This window comes from Corynebacterium sp. KPL2861 (genome assembly GCF_040225475.1).
Lineage (GTDB): Bacteria > Actinomycetota > Actinomycetes > Mycobacteriales > Mycobacteriaceae > Corynebacterium.
The window spans coordinates 125775-142365 of sequence record NZ_JBEHFW010000007.1 but is presented as its reverse complement, the minus strand read 5'-3'; the positions used below and the strand labels follow the sequence as shown (position 1 = coordinate 142365).

The 16591-nt window shown below is 57.7% G+C and carries 15 protein-coding genes; 3 read left to right on the top strand and 12 right to left on the bottom strand.

The window, feature by feature from the left end:
• Positions 1 to 65: 65 nt before the first annotated feature.
• The 6 genes from ABRP84_RS07385 to uvrA form a co-directional block, all read right to left on the bottom strand.
• Complete coding sequence (locus tag ABRP84_RS07385) at positions 66 to 476, bottom strand: TM2 domain-containing protein (protein WP_349853202.1); 411 nt, start codon at positions 474 to 476, stop codon at positions 66 to 68.
• A 163-nt stretch (positions 477 to 639) separates the two neighbouring features.
• Positions 640 to 1023 carry a 50S ribosomal protein L20 gene (rplT, locus tag ABRP84_RS07380; protein ID WP_023017886.1) on the bottom strand — a complete coding sequence of 128 codons (384 nt, stop codon included), beginning with the start codon at positions 1021 to 1023 and terminating at the stop codon, positions 640 to 642.
• A 56-nt stretch (positions 1024 to 1079) separates the two neighbouring features.
• The gene (gene rpmI, locus ABRP84_RS07375) at positions 1080 to 1274 is read right to left on the bottom strand and encodes a 50S ribosomal protein L35 (protein ID WP_239269865.1); all 195 of its coding nucleotides are present in this window, start codon (positions 1272 to 1274) and stop codon (positions 1080 to 1082) included.
• 36 nt (positions 1275 to 1310) lie between these two features.
• Positions 1311 to 1832, bottom strand: a complete 522-nt coding sequence (infC, locus tag ABRP84_RS07370; protein WP_081443661.1) for a translation initiation factor IF-3 — start codon at positions 1830 to 1832, stop codon at positions 1311 to 1313.
• Between the two features lie 270 nt (positions 1833 to 2102).
• Complete coding sequence (locus ABRP84_RS07365; RefSeq protein WP_349853201.1) at positions 2103 to 2942, bottom strand: serine hydrolase; 840 nt, start codon at positions 2940 to 2942, stop codon at positions 2103 to 2105.
• Between the two features lie 83 nt (positions 2943 to 3025).
• Complete coding sequence (uvrA, locus tag ABRP84_RS07360) at positions 3026 to 5866, bottom strand: excinuclease ABC subunit UvrA (RefSeq protein ID WP_349853199.1); 2841 nt, start codon at positions 5864 to 5866, stop codon at positions 3026 to 3028.
• A 64-nt stretch (positions 5867 to 5930) separates the two neighbouring features.
• Here uvrA and ABRP84_RS07355 point away from each other — a divergent pair, with 64 nt between their 5' ends.
• The 3 genes from ABRP84_RS07355 to ABRP84_RS07345 all read left to right on the top strand — a co-directional run bounded on the left by ABRP84_RS07355 (position 5931) and on the right by ABRP84_RS07345 (position 10027).
• Positions 5931 to 6533: an MBL fold metallo-hydrolase gene (locus ABRP84_RS07355; protein WP_349853197.1), complete on the top strand. Its 603-nt coding sequence runs from the start codon at positions 5931 to 5933 to the stop codon at positions 6531 to 6533.
• Positions 6534 to 6610: 77 nt separating this feature from the next.
• Entirely contained in the window at positions 6611 to 7627 is a 1017-nt protein-coding gene (locus ABRP84_RS07350; protein ID WP_349853196.1) for a DoxX family protein, read from the top strand.
• Between the two features lie 141 nt (positions 7628 to 7768).
• Positions 7769 to 10027: a HelD family protein gene (locus tag ABRP84_RS07345; RefSeq protein ID WP_502879796.1), complete on the top strand. Its 2259-nt coding sequence runs from the start codon at positions 7769 to 7771 to the stop codon at positions 10025 to 10027.
• 76 nt (positions 10028 to 10103) lie between these two features.
• Here ABRP84_RS07345 and ABRP84_RS07340 read toward each other — a convergent pair whose 3' ends face one another.
• The 6 genes from ABRP84_RS07340 to ABRP84_RS07315 all read right to left on the bottom strand — a co-directional run bounded on the left by ABRP84_RS07340 (position 10104) and on the right by ABRP84_RS07315 (position 16528).
• Positions 10104 to 10544, bottom strand: a complete 441-nt coding sequence (locus ABRP84_RS07340) for a universal stress protein (RefSeq protein WP_005282685.1) — start codon at positions 10542 to 10544, stop codon at positions 10104 to 10106.
• A gap of 83 nt (positions 10545 to 10627) precedes the next feature.
• Complete coding sequence (locus tag ABRP84_RS07335; RefSeq protein ID WP_284609203.1) at positions 10628 to 11080, bottom strand: universal stress protein; 453 nt, start codon at positions 11078 to 11080, stop codon at positions 10628 to 10630.
• A 151-nt stretch (positions 11081 to 11231) separates the two neighbouring features.
• Positions 11232 to 13325 (bottom strand): excinuclease ABC subunit UvrB, encoded by a 2094-nt coding sequence (gene uvrB / locus ABRP84_RS07330; protein ID WP_349853195.1) that lies wholly within the window; start codon positions 13323 to 13325, stop codon positions 11232 to 11234.
• A gap of 39 nt (positions 13326 to 13364) precedes the next feature.
• Positions 13365 to 13727, bottom strand: a complete 363-nt coding sequence (locus ABRP84_RS07325) for a DUF4259 domain-containing protein (protein WP_084539229.1) — start codon at positions 13725 to 13727, stop codon at positions 13365 to 13367.
• 75 nt (positions 13728 to 13802) lie between these two features.
• Positions 13803 to 14405 (bottom strand): dephospho-CoA kinase, encoded by a 603-nt coding sequence (coaE, locus tag ABRP84_RS07320; RefSeq protein ID WP_349853194.1) that lies wholly within the window; start codon positions 14403 to 14405, stop codon positions 13803 to 13805.
• Positions 14406 to 14479: 74 nt separating this feature from the next.
• Positions 14480 to 16528 (bottom strand): glucose PTS transporter subunit IIA, encoded by a 2049-nt coding sequence (locus ABRP84_RS07315; RefSeq protein ID WP_349853192.1) that lies wholly within the window; start codon positions 16526 to 16528, stop codon positions 14480 to 14482.
• Positions 16529 to 16591: the final 63 nt, after the last annotated feature.

The following is a 16591-nucleotide window of genomic DNA, read 5'->3' as shown; positions in this document are numbered from 1 at the left end:
TGCTCGTTTCACGCCTCAGATATGACAAAGCCCTGCCAGAAATCCGGCAGGGCCATGGCAAAAAATTACTTCTTTAACGGGACTCCCCGTGCGTCCTTGTCGTAATCGCCCACGCCAAGGAGAATCATGAAGAACTCAATGAACACCCAGATTCCTAAAACGGTCCAGAAAAGGAAGCCCAACAGGAACCAGAAGGTAAACCAGCCAAGGATATTGAGAGACAACTGCACGACACCATAAGTTGTGCGACCAGTGTAGAAGTTATGCGCGCCGACACTGCCCAAGAAGAAGCACAGAAGCAACGCAGCTACCCAGGACTTTTGGTTACCTGCCACCGCATATTGTTGCTGAGGATAGCCCTGCTGCGGATAGCCACCAGAGTGGAATTCCTGGGAGTAATACGGCCGATCCTGGCCAGGAAATTGACTCGAATAAGGGTTGCCTTCTGGTTGCTCGCGGTTATACGGGCTCATCATAGCTTGGCAGTCTCCTTGCAAATACTAGCTTTATAGACTCATCAATCTAGCACACAGCGTGCACGATTTTGACGAGCATTAGGCGTTGAGATAGCACGAAACCCACCCCACGCCGGGGATTAACCGGTGATGGAGTGGGCAAGCAGCTATGTAGCTGAAAAGCTTACGCAGCCTTCGGTGCGTTGACGTCCTCAGGCAGGGCGGCCTTGGCGGTCTCGCACAGTGCGGAGAAGGCCTCGAAGTCATTGACGGCAAGCTCAGCGAGGATCTTGCGGTCTACCTCGATCTCAGCCAAGCGCAGGCCGTGGATCAGGCGGTTGTAGGTGATGTCGTTCATGCGGGCAGCAGCGTTGATGCGCTGGATCCACAGCTTACGGAACTCGGACTTACGCGCGCGACGGTCGCGGTAAGCGTAGGTCATAGAGTGCAGCCACTGTTCCTTGGCCTTACGGTACAGGCGGGAACGCTGACCACGGTAGCCCTTGGCGGACTTCAGGATCGCGCGACGCTTCTTCTTTGCGTTAACTGAGCGCTTTACTCGTGCCACAGTAATACTTCCTTAAATTCTGATTGAGATGGTGGATGTGGGTTGATTGGGCGCTTTTAGGCGCGACCGAGCAGGCGCTTGACGCGCTTGGTGTCTGGCTGAGAGACGGACTCGGTGCCCTTGAGGCGACGGGTACGCTTGGAAGGCTTGCCCTCCAGCAAGTGGCGGCGGTTTGCCTGCTCGCGGCGCAGCTTGCCGGAACCGGTCACCTTGATGCGCTTTGCGGTGCCCTTGTGGGTCTTCTGCTTCATGAGTATTAAGTCCTTAAATCCTACGTGGAATATGGTTTACTTTTTGCCCTTACGAACCGGACCCAAAACCATGGTCATGTTGCGACCATCCTGCTTGGGGCGGGACTCAACTACGCCAACCTCAGCGACGTCATCGGCCAACCGCTCCAAAAGCCGGAAACCCAGCTCCGGTCGCGATTGCTCGCGGCCGCGGAACATGATGGTCACCTTGACCTTGGATCCCTTTTCCAGGAAGCGAACTACGTTACTCTTCTTGGTCTCATAATCGTGATCGTCGATCTTCGGACGGAACTTTTGTTCCTTCACCACGGTCTGCTGCTGGTTCTTACGAGATTCGCGAGCCTTTTGGGCCTGCTCATACTTGAACTTGCCGTAGTCCATGATTTTGGCAACTGGGGGCTTAGCCTTAGGAGCTACCTCGACCAAATCCAGGTCAGCTTCATAAGCAAGCTTGCGGGCATCATCGGTGCGGACGATACCCACCTGTTCACCACCGGGGCCGACAAGACGGACCTCGGGTACTCGGATACGCTCATTAATGCGAGCTTCAGCGCTGATTGTGGTTCTCCTCGATTAGGGGTTTTGGGTAATGAGTTCACCTACCGTGGACCACAAACGAATCTAACCCGGTCTGCCAAAGGCAGCCGGGAGATCTCACAGAGCCAGACACTAATGTCTGGTTACCTTTACCGTTATCCAACGAGCTTTAAGTTCGCGGCATCGGGTGGGAGAATCTCCGCTTGTGACCCAGGTACCTAGAAAAGGTACCTTGGGCGGTAGTGGATACGACACTAGCAGCCGCTACCATTTAAGGCAAACCGCAGAATACTAGGCATCCTCGCAGGAGGAATCGGGCTCTAGTTTTTCATCTTCAATGGATTTGTCGATGACCTTAAGGACATCATCGGCAAGGTCATCGATCGCGGCGGAGCCACTTTCATAATCCTCGCCCTCGACGATGACGCTCAAGGCCACGCCTACCCTTTTACCGTCCTTTTCATGGACACCGAATTGGCGGAATGTGTAGTCATTGCTATTTTCATCGAGCCCCCAGCCGCTTTTGGCCCGGGTGCTTGTGTGTTTGGAGAGGCCAACGTTTTGCCATTCCACGATGTCATTTAATACCTCATGGACGTATTCGGCTTCTTTGATGCAGGGCAATTGCGCGCCAAAATTTGCTTGCTCCTGCAATGGCCAGGTGGAGTACCCAAAAGCATCGTCCTCAATGGAGGCATTCGAGCCGTGCTCGCGCAAGAGTTTTTCCACCGCCTCCGAGGCCACACCTTCTTCCCACTGCACTTGCGACCACAATGCGTAGGCGGCATCATTATCGGATTCCTTGATGGCCAAATCCACCAAGGATGGATCGGCGCCGTCCTGCAGGGCCGTAATCGCGATGGGCACTTTGATGGTGGACCATGCTGGGCCTTCGCCTTTGTCGCCCGCAGAAATTTTTTCTTCACCGGCGGAGATGGCCACGCCAACCTTAGCGTCATAGTCCTTGGACACTGCCGCAATGGCGCGGTCTAGATCTTTGGCGATTGCGGCATCGGCATTATCGCTAGCGCTTGCCGATGCCCCTTCCCCCGCCGCCGTATCCGGCGCCTGTTCCGGCGACGAGCACGCCGCCACTGCAGCAAGCGATACCGTCGCCAGTATCGCTCCCATTCTCCGCCGCAGATTCATTCCTCACAGACTAGCCCATCTTTTAGAAAGGGGACAATTTTTCACAGAAACTATCCCCTTAGTTTTTAAGGCAGCATTTCCTTGAGGTAGCCGCCGGTATAGGAACCCTCCACTTGCGCGACCTTCTCCGGGGTACCCTGCGCAACCACGGTACCGCCACCGGCACCGCCTTCTGGACCCATATCCACAATCCAGTCTGCAGCCTTGATGACATCGAGGTTGTGCTCAATGATGAGCACGGAATTGCCCTTATCTACCAACCCTTGAATCACCAGCATTAACCGGCGAATATCCTCAAAGTGCAGACCAGTCGTCGGCTCATCCAGGATATAGATGGTGCGGCCATTGGTGCGCTTTTGCAGCTCCGAAGCGAGCTTCACGCGCTGAGCCTCACCGCCGGACAACGTGGTGGCGGCTTGGCCGAGGCGAACGTAGCCCAGGCCGACATCGACAAGCGTGGCCAAGTAGCGGTGGATGGAGGTAATGGGCTCGAAGAAGTCCGCTGCCTCTGAGATGGGCATGTCCAGCACTTCCGCGATGTTTTTGCCCTTGTAGTGGACCTCCAGGGTCTCGCGGTTATAGCGCGCACCCTCGCAGACCTCACACGGGACATAGACATCCGGCAAGAAGTTCATCTCAATCTTGATGGTGCCATCGCCCTGGCAGGCCTCGCAGCGGCCGCCTTTGACGTTGAAGGAAAAACGGCCGGCCTTGTAGCCTCGCACCTTTGCTTCTTGGGTCTCCGCAAAAAGGTTGCGAATCTTATCAAAGACGCCGGTATAGGTCGCCGGATTGGACCGCGGGGTACGGCCAATCGGGCTCTGATCCACCTGCACCAATTTATCCAGGTGCTCAATGCCCTCCACGCGCTTGGCGCGCCCAGGAACCTGCCGGGCGCGGTTCAAGTTATTGGCCAAGGTCTTGGCCAGGATTTCATTGACCACGGTGGACTTGCCGGAGCCGGATACACCGGTAATGCACACCAGCACGCCGAGCGGAATCTCGACGTTGATTCCCTTGAGGTTATTTTCCCGGGCGCCGACCACCTTCAGGGTGCGGTCCTTATCGATCTCGCGGCGGTGATCCGGAACGGCCAGGACCTTGGAACCGGATAGGTACTGCCCCGTTAGAGACTCCTTTACCTGCTCCACGCCGGCGGGCTCGCCCTGGTAGACCACTTCACCGCCGTACTCGCCGGCGCGCGGGCCCACATCCACGAGCCAATCGGACGAGCGAATGGTGTCCTCATCGTGTTCGACCACGATGAGCGTATTGCCAATATCGCGCAGGCGCTGCAGAGTTGAGATCAGGCGGTGATTATCGCGCTGGTGCAAACCGATGGACGGCTCGTCCAAGACGTACAAAACGCCTGCCAGCCCGGATCCAATCTGCGTGGCCAAGCGAATGCGCTGGGCCTCGCCGCCAGACAGGGTCGAGGCGCCGCGGTCCAGGGCAAGGTAGTTAAGGCCCACATCCAATAAGAAGCGCAGGCGGGCCTGGGTTTCCTTCAGCACCGCTCCCGCGATAATTTCCTCGCGGTGACCCAAGACCAGCGAATCCAAAAACTCTGAGGCATCCTCGATGGACAGGGCGCTGAGCCCCGCGATGGACTGTTCACCATGTGAGGTCGACGCCAAGCGCACAGCGAGGATTTCCGGCTTCAGGCGCGTTCCCTTACACGTGCTACACGGCACCCGGCGGGTGTATTGCAGTAGACGATCCTTTTGGGACTGCGAATCCGTGGTATCCAATTTGCGGTGCAGGAAACCAACAGCACCCTCAAAGGGCGCGGTCCAATTGCGCTGGCGACCATAGCGGTTCTTATATCGCACTCGCACCTCGGTTTCGGTGCCGTAAATCAACGCATCGCGTTGCTCCTTCGTCAGCTCGCTGACGGGGGTCTGCGGATCAAAGCCCATGGCTTTGCCCAAACCTTCCACGAGTTTGACGAAGTACCGGGAGTTCGGGCTGGAATGCCACGGCTGCACGGCATCAACGGCCGGGGCATCCGGATCCGGAATGAGCAGATCCACGTCCACTTCGAGCTTAGTGCCCAAGCCATCGCAGACCGGGCAGGCGCCAAAGGGGGCGTTAAAGGAAAACGCGCGCGGCTCGTACTCCTCGATGGTAAGTGCATGGCCATTGGGGCAGGCCGCCTTTTCAGAATAAGTATGCGTGAGTTCCTCTTTATCAACGAACTCGATGGTGACGAGGCCATCGGCAAGCCGCAAAGCCGTTTCCACGGAATCGGTCAGGCGTTGCTTCTGGGAGGCTTTGACCTGCAACCGGTCCACCACCACCTCGATGGTGTGCTTAACCTGCTTCTTCAGCTTTGGCGGATCACTTAACTGGTGGGTCTCTCCATCCACGCGCACGCGGGAGTAGCCCTGTGCCGAAAGGTCTTGGAAGAGGTCAACAAACTCGCCCTTGCGCTTGCGCGCTACCGGGGCAAGCACCTGAAACTTCAGCTTTTCTTCCTGCTCCAGCACGGAATCGACGATCTGCTGCGGCGTCTGACGCTCGATGACGGCATCGCACTTGGGGCAGTGCGGCGTGCCGGCGCGCGAGAAGAGCAAGCGGAGGTAGTCGTAGATCTCCGTAATCGTGCCCACGGTAGAGCGCGGGTTATGGTTCGTGGATTTCTGATCGATGGACACCGCCGGCGATAAGCCACCGATGTATTCCACGTTGGGTTTATCCATCTGGCCCAAAAACATCCGGGCATAAGAGCTCAACGATTCCACGTAGCGGCGTTGGCCCTCCGCAAAGATGGTATCGAAGGCCAGCGAGGACTTACCGGAACCCGAAAGCCCAGTAAAAACCACCATTTTATCGCGCGGAATATCGATATCCACGCCCTTGAGATTGTGTTCCCGTGCGCCTCGCACAATCAATCGTTCTGCCACTGCGCTCCAGCCTCCACATCATAGATTTTAATCTCCCCTTGAATGTACCCGTAAGCTGGAATGTATGACTAACGAGCTACATCTTCACCAAATCTCCGTTTCGGAGATGGACAATAACTGTTACCTGCTCACCGCCGGCGATCAAGGCTTGCTTGTCGATGCCGCCGATGACGCCCCCGCCATCCTCGACATGGCGCGCGAGGCCGGCGTTGATATCACCGCCGTTCTCACCACGCATCGCCACTGGGATCACGTGCGGGCTCTCGGCGAGGTTTTGGAGGCAACCAACGCAAAACACTACGCCTCCTTTATAGATTCGCCCGCCATTCCAGAAGACGTGGACGTTGAGCTGCGCGAGGGCGATTCCATCGACTTTGCCGGCATGAAATTGCCGATCATCATCCTGCGTGGCCATACCCCCGGCGGCGTCGCGCTTGTGGCCACCGTTGACGGTGTCACCAACCTCTTTGTGGGAGATTCCGTATTCCCCGGTGGATTGGGCCGAACGACCTCTGAAGGCGACTTTGTGCGGCTATATAAGGACGTCACCAAGCGTGTCTTCGAAGAGTTCCCAGATAACGCCATCATCCGCCCGGGTCATGGCAAGCCCACCACCTTGGGGGAAGAACGCCCCAAGTTGGGTGATTGGTGGGAGCGCCGTTGGTGATCTAGGCGGCTATTTCAGCGTATAATGGTCAATCACACGATTGGTCTAGAACAACGAGCTAAGGAGCTTAAAGGACTATGATTCGCAAGTTTGCCCGCCCCATGCTGGCATCGGTATTTGTATGGGAAGGTGTAGACGACCTGCGCAATGCCTCGGAGCACACCAAGGAAACCGAAGGCTTCCTCAAGACCCTGCGCAAGTTCGTCCCCTCCGGTTACAAGAACCTGATTCCCAACGATCCGGAACTAGCTACCCGCGCCCTCGGCGGCGCAAAGATCGGTGCAGGTACCACCTTGGCTCTGGGCAAGGCACCACGCACCTCCGCAGCCGTGCTGGCTGCCGCTACCCTGCCCAACTTGGTGGGCAAGAATAACTTCTGGGCCGCAGATAATAAGAAGGACAAGGAAGACCGTCGCAACGGCTTCATTACCAATACCGCCCTGCTCGGCGCGCTCTTTATCACCACCCAGGACACAGAGGGCAAGCCGTCCCTGCGCTGGCGCGCACAGAAGGCCGGTGAGCGCACCAATAAGAAGATTCAGCAGGCGCTGCCCACCAAGTCTGAGTCCCAGGAAAAGCGCGAGGAGCTTTCCGCTCGCGCCAACGAGCTGTCCAACAAGGCCGGCGACTGGTTCAACGAAACCTCTCAGAAGGCGCAGGCCTACGTGGATGACAACAAGGATGACTGGCAGTCCACCGGTCGCGGCCTGCTGGATACCGCAAAGTCCTATGTTGATGACGCCAAGGACTACGTCGATGACAACAAGGAAGACTGGCAGGATTCCGGCCGCGGCTTCTTGGACAATGCGAAGTCATTCATCGAGGACTCCGTAGATAGCGCCAAGTCTTACGTTGGCGACAACAAGCAGGAATGGCTGAAGTCCGCTGAGTCCAACACTAAGACCGCCCGCAAGGGTGCCGTCAAGGCTGCGAACAAGGCACAAAAGCGTGCCGATGACGCAGCCTCGAAGCTCGACAAAGCAGACTCCAAGCGCGCTGCTAAGAAGGCTTCCAAGCAGGCAGATAAGCTGCAGAAGAAGGCTAATAAGAAGATCGAAGCCGCTATCAAGAAGATTGAAAAGCGCGCTAAGTAATTCGCCTTAACCCTCGCACACGGCCCAGCCCTACGCTGGGCCGTTGTTCTTTGTCACGGCAAGGTCTAAACTCGAACCTCCCCTACGCGGCACGCGGATGCGCGCCCACCCATATTTTCGTGTTTCATTCTGAGGAGTCTTGTGAACTCTGCACCGAAGAATTCTCCAGCCAATCATTCTCCCGCTGATGCAACTTCATCTAGCCGCGCGGAAAACGCTGGAATTTCTGCCATCGAAGCCGAGCAGAACTATGTCGATGGCCTCTTTGACCGCCTCGATGACGAGGTAGCTGCGGCAAACGCGCGCCTAAATGAGGTCCAGGCCGAGGTCGACCCGGCGACTCCCGATGCTGATGCCTTAGTGCGCCGCGAAACGGAATACCACGGCTTGCAGGCCAAATTGGACCGCCTCAACGTCGCACAGATGGGGCTCGTCTTTGGCCGCATCGATATCGATGCCCCCGGCGATAACCCGACGGAAGAAGGACTCGATCGCCGCTATATCGGCCGCATGGGTTTGGATGCGCGCGAAGAAAACTACCGCACCCTGCTGCTGGATTGGCGCACGCCCATGGCTCGCCCCTTTTACCTCGCCACTACCGCACAACCTGAAGGCGTACACACTCGCCGCCAGATCCGCATGACCGGGCGCACGGTCACTGATGTCAATGACGAGGCCTTAGATGGCCCAGGTGTGCGCGAGGAAGAAGCAGGCGTGGCAAGCGAATCCGCCCTGTATTTTGCCATGCAACGCGCCCGCACGGGACACATGACGTCCATCGTGGAAACCATCCAGCGCGAGCAGGACGAAATCATCCGGGATAATACCCGCGGCGTCATGGTCGTAGAAGGCGGTCCCGGCACCGGTAAAACTGCCGTCGCGCTACACCGCGTTGCCTACCTGCTCTACACCCACCGCGAGCAGCTATCTTCCACCGGTGTGCTCATCGTTGGACCCAATACCAACTTTTTGGACTATATTTCCCGCGTGCTACCAGAGCTCGGTGAAACCGGTGTCGTGCTCTCCACCATCGGTGGGCTATTCCCCGGCATCACTCCCACTCATACCGAGGGGCTTGTGGGCCGCGAAATTAAGGGCAGCGAAGCCATGGCGGAAATCCTGAGCGCCGCCGTCAAGGATTATCAGCAGGTGCCAAGTGAGCCCCAGGACATCACCGTAGATGGCCTGCCCCTGACCATCACGCCCTCCATGGTGAAGAGGGCGCGCACCCGCGCCCGCCGCTCACGCAAGCCGCATAACCAGGCGCGCGAGGCGTTCATCGAGCACTTCGTGGAGGATCTCGCCCAAGAGATGGCCACCAAGGTGGGCACGGATCCCCTGGGCGGGGAGAACCTCTTAAGCCGCGCGGATGTGGACCAATTCCACGACGATCTTGCCATTGATGAGTCCGTGGTGGGCTGCATCGATGATTTTTGGCCCGAGCTTGATCCCTCTGAGGTACTCGCCGCGTTATTGTCTTCCCGCGAACTCATTGCCTCGGCTGCCCGCGGCTACGATGAGGAGACCCAAGCCGCCTTGTACCGCGCTGATGGCTACGCCTGGACTGATTCCGATGCTGCCCTTTTGGATGAGTTGGCCGTCCTCATAGGCCTGCCCAATCCTGAAGAGAAGAAGGCGGCCAAGGACGCCGAGTGGCGCGAGCAGATCGCGGATGCAGAAGATGCGTTGGATATCCTGTCCTCCTCTGAATCCACTGATAACGACGATGACATGTTTGAGGCGGAGATTCTCTCGGCGCACGACGTGATCGACGCCGAAACCCTGGCGCAGCGCCAGGAGGTGCGAGATACGCGTACCACGGCACAGCGCGCCCGGGAGGATCACACGTGGGCCTTTGGTCATATCATCGTGGACGAGGCACAGGAACTTACCCCAATGGAATGGCGCATGCTCTTCCGCCGCTGCCCGTCGCGGTGGATGACGCTGGTGGGTGATACCTCGCAGACGGGGTCCCCAGCCGGCGTGGATGACTGGGGCGAGGCCTTGGAGCCGTTCGTCGCCCAGCGCTTCCGCCACCACCTCCTTACCGTCAATTACCGCACGCCTCAGCCCATTACCGAGCTTGCCAATAGCCTCTTGGCCTCCATTGATCCGGATGCCACCCCAGCCATTGCCATTCGCGATGGCGAGCCGGTGCGCCGGCTTGACGATGCCGACTTCACCCCCGGCGTTGTCACCGAAGACGATGGCCGCCTGACCGCGGTCATTGACGCCACGAATGCCGAAGCCGTCAAGGGCCTCGAATTCGACCACGTGATCGTGCTTAACCCCCAAGAGATTGTCGCTTCCTCCCCGCAGGGGCTGCAGAATCTGTACGTCTGCATCACCCGGGCCACGCAGACGTTGACCCTAGTGGGAGATGCGGGAGATGTGATTTAGCCCCGCTAGGATCACAAAACCCGCCGCAGCGACTCCAAAGGAGGACTCGCTGCGGCGGGTCAGGCAAAAGTCTAGATTAATTCACAGTGTGAACAATCATGACGTCACAGTCGGACTGACGCGCCACATCTGCCGGCACCGAGCCGAGCAAACGGCCGGTAAGAGAATTAATCCCGCGGTTACCCACGATGAGCAGGTCTGCATCATTGTCATTCACGATGGACATCAGGGCTTGTACCGGCGTTCCAGGGCGGACGGCGGTTTCCACCTTGGAAACCCCGTGCTTTTCGGCTTCTTCCTTGCCCGCCTGCAGGTTGGCTTCGGCTTTTTCATCACCAAGAATGGTGACGGAATCCTGGCGCAAGGTCTTCGAGGCCTGTTCTTGATTCTCGTAGTAAGCACAACCGATGATCAGCGTGGCATCGAATGCAGCGGCAATCTTGGCTGCTCGCTCCACGGCGAGGAGGGAGGACTTGGAACCGTCAGTACCGACAACAATCGTGCTGTAGTCGCTCATGATGACCTTTCTTTGTGGGTGTGTACCCTAACTATTCTAGTGTGCCAACTTGGCGTTACTGCAAGTGTAACAACGAAAAATGATTAACGTTTTTCACTCGTGTTGACCACCACGACATCCACCTTGGATTTATGGGTAAGTTCCGTCGGCACCGAGCCAAAAACGCGCCCGCGCACGGAATTAACGCCGCGATTGCCCACGACCAAGAGCTCAACGTCGTATTTCTCCGTGACCTCGATTAAGGCGTTGACGGGGTCACCGGGGGTGGTGATCACCTCAATGTTTTCCGCACCTTCGGACTCGGCAATCCGCTGCGCGTTCGTGAGGTAGGTATCGGCCATTTCTTCGCTGACCACCGGTAGCCTAGAGCCCTCACCGCTGGGGGCACCGAGCATGGAGCCAGAATGGTTATAAGCTGCGGAGACGATGATGAGCTTGGCATCGTATGCCCGCGCCATGGATGCAGCCGAGCGCACGGCGCGCAGGGAAGTTTCGGAGCCATCGGTACCGACGGCGATGGTGTGATACGTAAGCATGATTCTCCTTGCTGGTGAATTACTAGGTCGGCACATTGAACCGGCTGATTAAGTCGCCCCCAGTATAGTCAGGACGCCGAACCAATAAGCCGATCGTTGCAGTAGTGCGCACTTTTAGGGGGAGAGCGTTACCGGGACGGCGCGCACGCCGCTAGATCCCGGCTTCCTTCAGCCCGCGCAGTTCTTTCTTCAAATCCGCAATCTCATCGCGCAGCCGGCCGGCTAGCTCGAATTTCAGCTCGCGTGCAGCAGCGCCCATCTGTGCCTGCAGGTCATTGATGAGCGCCTCAACCTCATCAGTAGCCATGCTGGACACGTCGCGCTTTTCCACCACCGCCGAAGGATCCGACTCGGCGGCCTCTTCCCCATTGTTCTCATAGACTTGGTCCAAGATATCCGCGATCTTCTTGCGCAGCGGCTGCGGATCCACGCCATGTTCCTTGTTATAGGCAATCTGCTTCTCGCGGCGGCGCTCCGTTTCATCGATGGCTTCTTGCATCGAGTCGGTGATTTTATCCGCGTACATGATGACCTCGCCCGATACGTTACGGGCGGCGCGGCCAATGGTCTGGATGAGCGACGTCGTCGAGCGCAAGAAGCCTTCCTTATCCGCATCGAGGATGGCCACGAGCGAGACCTCGGGCAAGTCCAAGCCCTCGCGCAAGAGGTTAATGCCCACGAGCACGTCGAATTCGCCCTGCCGCAATTGGCGCAGCAGCTCCACGCGCTGCAGCGTATCGATATCCGAGTGCAGGTAGCGGACCTTAATCCCCTGTTCCAAGAGGTAATCCGTCAGGTCTTCTGCCATGCGCTTGGTCAAGGTAGTGACCAATACGCGCTCCTTAGAGGCAATGCGGCCGCGGACCTCATCAATGAGGTCATCGATCTGGCCCTTGGTCGGTTTCACCGTGACCTTAGGATCGACCAGGCCAGTCGGGCGAATGACCTGCTCGACAAACTCGCCGCCAGAGGAGGTCATTTCGAAATCGCCCGGGGTAGCGGACATATAAACGGTTTGACCAACGCGCTCTTCAAATTCGTCAAAGGTCAGTGGCCGGTTATCCACCGCGGAGGGAAGGCGGAAGCCAAACTCCACCAGGTTTCGCTTGCGCGACATATCGCCTTCGTACATGCCGCCGATCTGTGGCACGGTCACGTGGGACTCATCGATGATGGTAAGAAAATCCTCTGGGAAATAGTCCAAGAGCGTGGCTGGCGCGGACCCCGCCGGGCGGCCATCCACGTGGCGGGAGTAGTTCTCAATGCCGGAACAGAACCCCACCTGCTCGATCATCTCTAGGTCATATTCCGTGCGCATGCGCAGCCGCTGCGCTTCTAAGAGCTTGCCGCGGTTTTCTAGATCCTCGAGGTGCTCAGCCAACTCTTCCTTGATATCGGCCACGGCCTTTTCCATGCGCTCTGGGCCGGCCACGTAGTGCGTGGCGGGGAAAATGCGCACTTCATCGACCTGCTCGATAACATCACCTGTCACTGGGTGGATATAGTACAGCGAATCAATATCATCGCCGAAGAACTCGATGCGCACCGCGCGTTCCTCATATGCCGGAATGATATCGACCGTATCGCCCTTGACGCGGAAGGTACCGCGGGTAAAGCCCACATCGTTGCGCTCATATTGGATATCCACCAAGAGCCGGAGGAAACGGTCCCTGTCGAGCTCCTCGTCGACGGCGATAATCACCGAGCGATCCAAATAGGATTGCGGAGTGCCCAGGCCGTAGATACACGAGACCGAGGAGACCACCACGACATCGCGCCGCGAGAGCAATCCAGAGGTGGCCGAGTGGCGCAGGCGCTCGACGTCCTCATTGATGGAGGAGTCTTTTTCGATATAGGTATCGGTCTGCGCGATATAGGCTTCTGGCTGGTAGTAGTCGTAATAGGAGACGAAGTATTCCACCGCGTTATTGGGCAATAATTGGCGCAGCTCATTGGCCAGCTGTGCGGCCAAGGTCTTATTGGGAGCCATGACGAGCGTGGGTCGCTGCTGCTTTTCAATCAGCCACGCGGCCGTCGCGGATTTACCAGTACCGGTTGCGCCCATCAGCACAACGTCGCGCTCGTCGCGGTTGAGGCGCTCATCAAGTTCCTTGATGGCCGCAGGCTGGTCACCTGCGGGTTCATATTCAGAAACGACTTGAAACTTGCCGGGGGTGCGTTCTACCTCGCCGACGACGCGGTGTTCAGAATTTGGAATAAGGGGATGTTCAGCAGCAAAAGCCATGCCCGCTATTCTACTGCTTATACGCTGCTGCTAGCCATTTCATGGGAGCGCGGCTTGGGCGGTGTGCAGCCACTGGTCCAGCTCCCCTGTCGGTTCCCATAGCGCGTAGACCGACGAGGAATCAGAGCACATCGCTTGATTGATGCGCCGGCGCAGCCACGCCTTAGATTGCGGCGTGTACAGGGACGCTAGATCCGTCGGGGCTACGCCGTCTGGCAGGCCATCGGCAGGCAGCTTCGTCAGCGCCCCTAATGCGATGACCGCTTCGGCTTCATCGGAATCGAGCACTCCAGTGCCGCACGAGCGCTGAAAGTGCCGGAGATCAAAAGAACCATCCCGCAGGCTATCGAGTACGTCTCGCGCCGCGTGATTATCGAATGGTCCAGTGCCCCAAGTTCCCACGCTCAAATAGTGTAGGGGCCAAAAGTAAACGTTAATAGGAAAAGACGTTAACGCTACTTACCAAAAAGGTTAAGGTTAAGAAGACGCCGCTTCGATCTCATCGCAGACCGCCGCTGCGCGCTCGGCCAGTTGTTCCTGCGTGCCGTTATTATCTATGACATGGCTTGCTGCCGCGAGCCGTTTCTCATCAGAAATCTGGGCATTAATCCTTTTGCGCGCATCTTCCTCATCGAGTCCGCGGAAATCCACCAGGCGACGCACCCGCTCTTCCGGATCCACGTCAACGACGATGACAAAATCCATATCCCCGTCAAGCCCATTATCCACGAGTAGCGGCATGTCATAAACCGTAAAATCAACGCCTTCTTCTCGCGCGGCGGCAAATTGCCGCTGGGTCTCTTCTTGGATGCGCGGGTGCGTAATCGAATTGAGGAGCTCGGTATGTTCCTTGTCCACGAAAGCGCGGCGGGCTAGTTCCTTGCGGTCGAGGCTGCCGTCTTCCTGCAGGATGTCCTCACCGAATTTCTCCCCTAGCTCGGTCAAGGCCGGTTGGCCAGGCTTGACGATGTCCCGGGCAATGCGATCTGCATCCACCACCCGCCAGCCGCGCTGGGCGCACAGCGTCGCTACCGTAGATTTCCCGCTGCCGATTCCCCCGGTTAATCCGATTAGCTTCATAAGATACCAGGGTACGCGAAAAGGAGCCCGGCACGAATGCCTGGGCTCTTTGCTCCGGAATTTAAGAGTGCCTATTAGGACTCGAGTTCTTCTTCCGGCTTTGGATGAACCTGCAAGAGTTCATCGCTTGGGGTGACAGCGCCGGTAGCGCCGCTCACGGAACCAAATTTCTTGGCGTTGGTGACAACAACCGGGGTAATCAGGTTGTAGTCCTTGGACTTGATGAAGTCTGCGTCAAAGGTGATGAGCTTATCGCCAGCAGAAACGCGCTGCTTCTTTTCCACGTGGACATCAAATCCCTCTCCGCCGAGTTCCACGGTATCCAGGCCAACGTGGATGAGCAGCTGTACGCCGTTATCCAGGTTCAGACCGATCGCGTGGCCGGATTTTTGGACGGTGAGCACGGTACCATCGGCAGGCGCGTAGACGGTATTGCCGGTTGGCTTCACGGCAGCGCCCGGCCCAAGCTTGGCGCCGGCAAAGATGGGATCCGGTACCTCAGACAGGTCCACGGCCTCGCCCTCCAGAGGAGAGTCCAGCTTGATGATTGCCTGTTCTGCTTCCTTGGTGGCGATTCCGGTAGCAGCCGCAACCCCTGCAGCCTGTGCATTCTCGGAACCGTCCGACTCATCATCGGATCCGCCGATGATGCGGGACTCGGAGCGGCTAGCAACCTCTTCCACAGTCTCGTTATTTTCGCGGGCGATGCGCTCAAGATCGGCTTGCTTTTCCTCTGCGGTGCGGTAACCAAACAGCAGCGTGAGGGAGAAGGAGGTGAAGAATGCCACGGCGATGCCGATGATGTAGCCCACCTGCGGGGTCATGGCTGGGGTGGTCAAGATGGAGGTGAAGACGAAGGCGTTAGCGCGGACATCGAAAAGCCCCATCACTGCGCCACCGATGGCACAACCCGGCAGCAGGCGGTAGTAGGTGCGGCGGAAGCGGAGCAAGATGCCGTAGAGGGACGGCTCCGAAATACCGCCGAGCATGCCGGCTGCGAAGGCACCGACGGAGACCTGGCGCATGGAGTTGTTCTTCTCCTTCATGGAGATGACCATCACGGCGCCGGTAACGCCGAAGCAGGCGAAGTTCCACGCACCCATGGGGCCTTGGATGAAGTCGTAGCCGTAGGTGGTGATGTTCTGAATCATGATCACGTTGAGCGGCCAGTGCAGGCCCATGGGCACCAGGAATGGGTACAGCAGCGGAATGACAATGGCCAGGATGAACGGCGAGAAGTCATTGATCTGGAACAGTACCCAGGAGATGCCGTTGCCCACGCCGATGCCGAATGGGCCAAGCAGGAAGGCCGTGGCCGGAATCATGATCAACAGCGAGAAGAATGGCACGAAGACCATATGTACCGCGCTTGGGATGATCTTTTTCAAGCCCTTTTCCACCCAGTACAGGCCAATGGCGGCCAAGATCGGTGGGAATACCTGGGAGCCATAAGAGTTAATCACCAGCGGTAGGCCGAATACGTTCACGGTATCGCCCTGTTCACCCAGAGACATAAACTCCGGCGTCAGCAGAGCGGCCGGAATGGCGGCCGAGACCCACATATTCGCGCCGAGCTTCTGCGCAGCGGTAGCACCCACCATTACCGGCAGGAAGTAGAAGACCGATTGGAACATAGCGTGGGCCAAGCGGAAGCCCTCGGGCTGTTCTTCCATCGGTGCGCGGAAGTCTTGAATGCCAACGGTATCCGCCAGCACCAGCAGCGTGATAATCAGGGAGGCACCAAGTAGTGCCCACAGAACCGGGCGGAAGGTATCAGAGAGGAACTCGAAGCAGTAGTCGATCCAATCGTACTTTCCACGTACGCCGTCGTAGTTCTTCTTGGATGAGGAGGACTCCTCGTCAGCGGGTTGCACCCCGGGGTTTTTGATGATTTCGCCGTAGTAGTTCGCCACGCCGCCACCCATGACCACTTGGTAGCCATGCGTACCTTGCGTGACGGAACCGAGAACGGCCGTATCGCTTTCCAGCTTTTCCTGATCTACTTTTCCCACATCAGCGAGTTGAAAGCGCAGGCGCGTCGCGCAGTGCGTCAGCGACGTGATGTTATCGGCGCCGCCCAAGCTTTCAATGATGTGTGTGGAAGTGTCCTTGACAGATGCCACTTCATACTCCTTGCATAAAGACAAACCAATAGTCAGTACTCAACTGGCTATTACGTCACACTC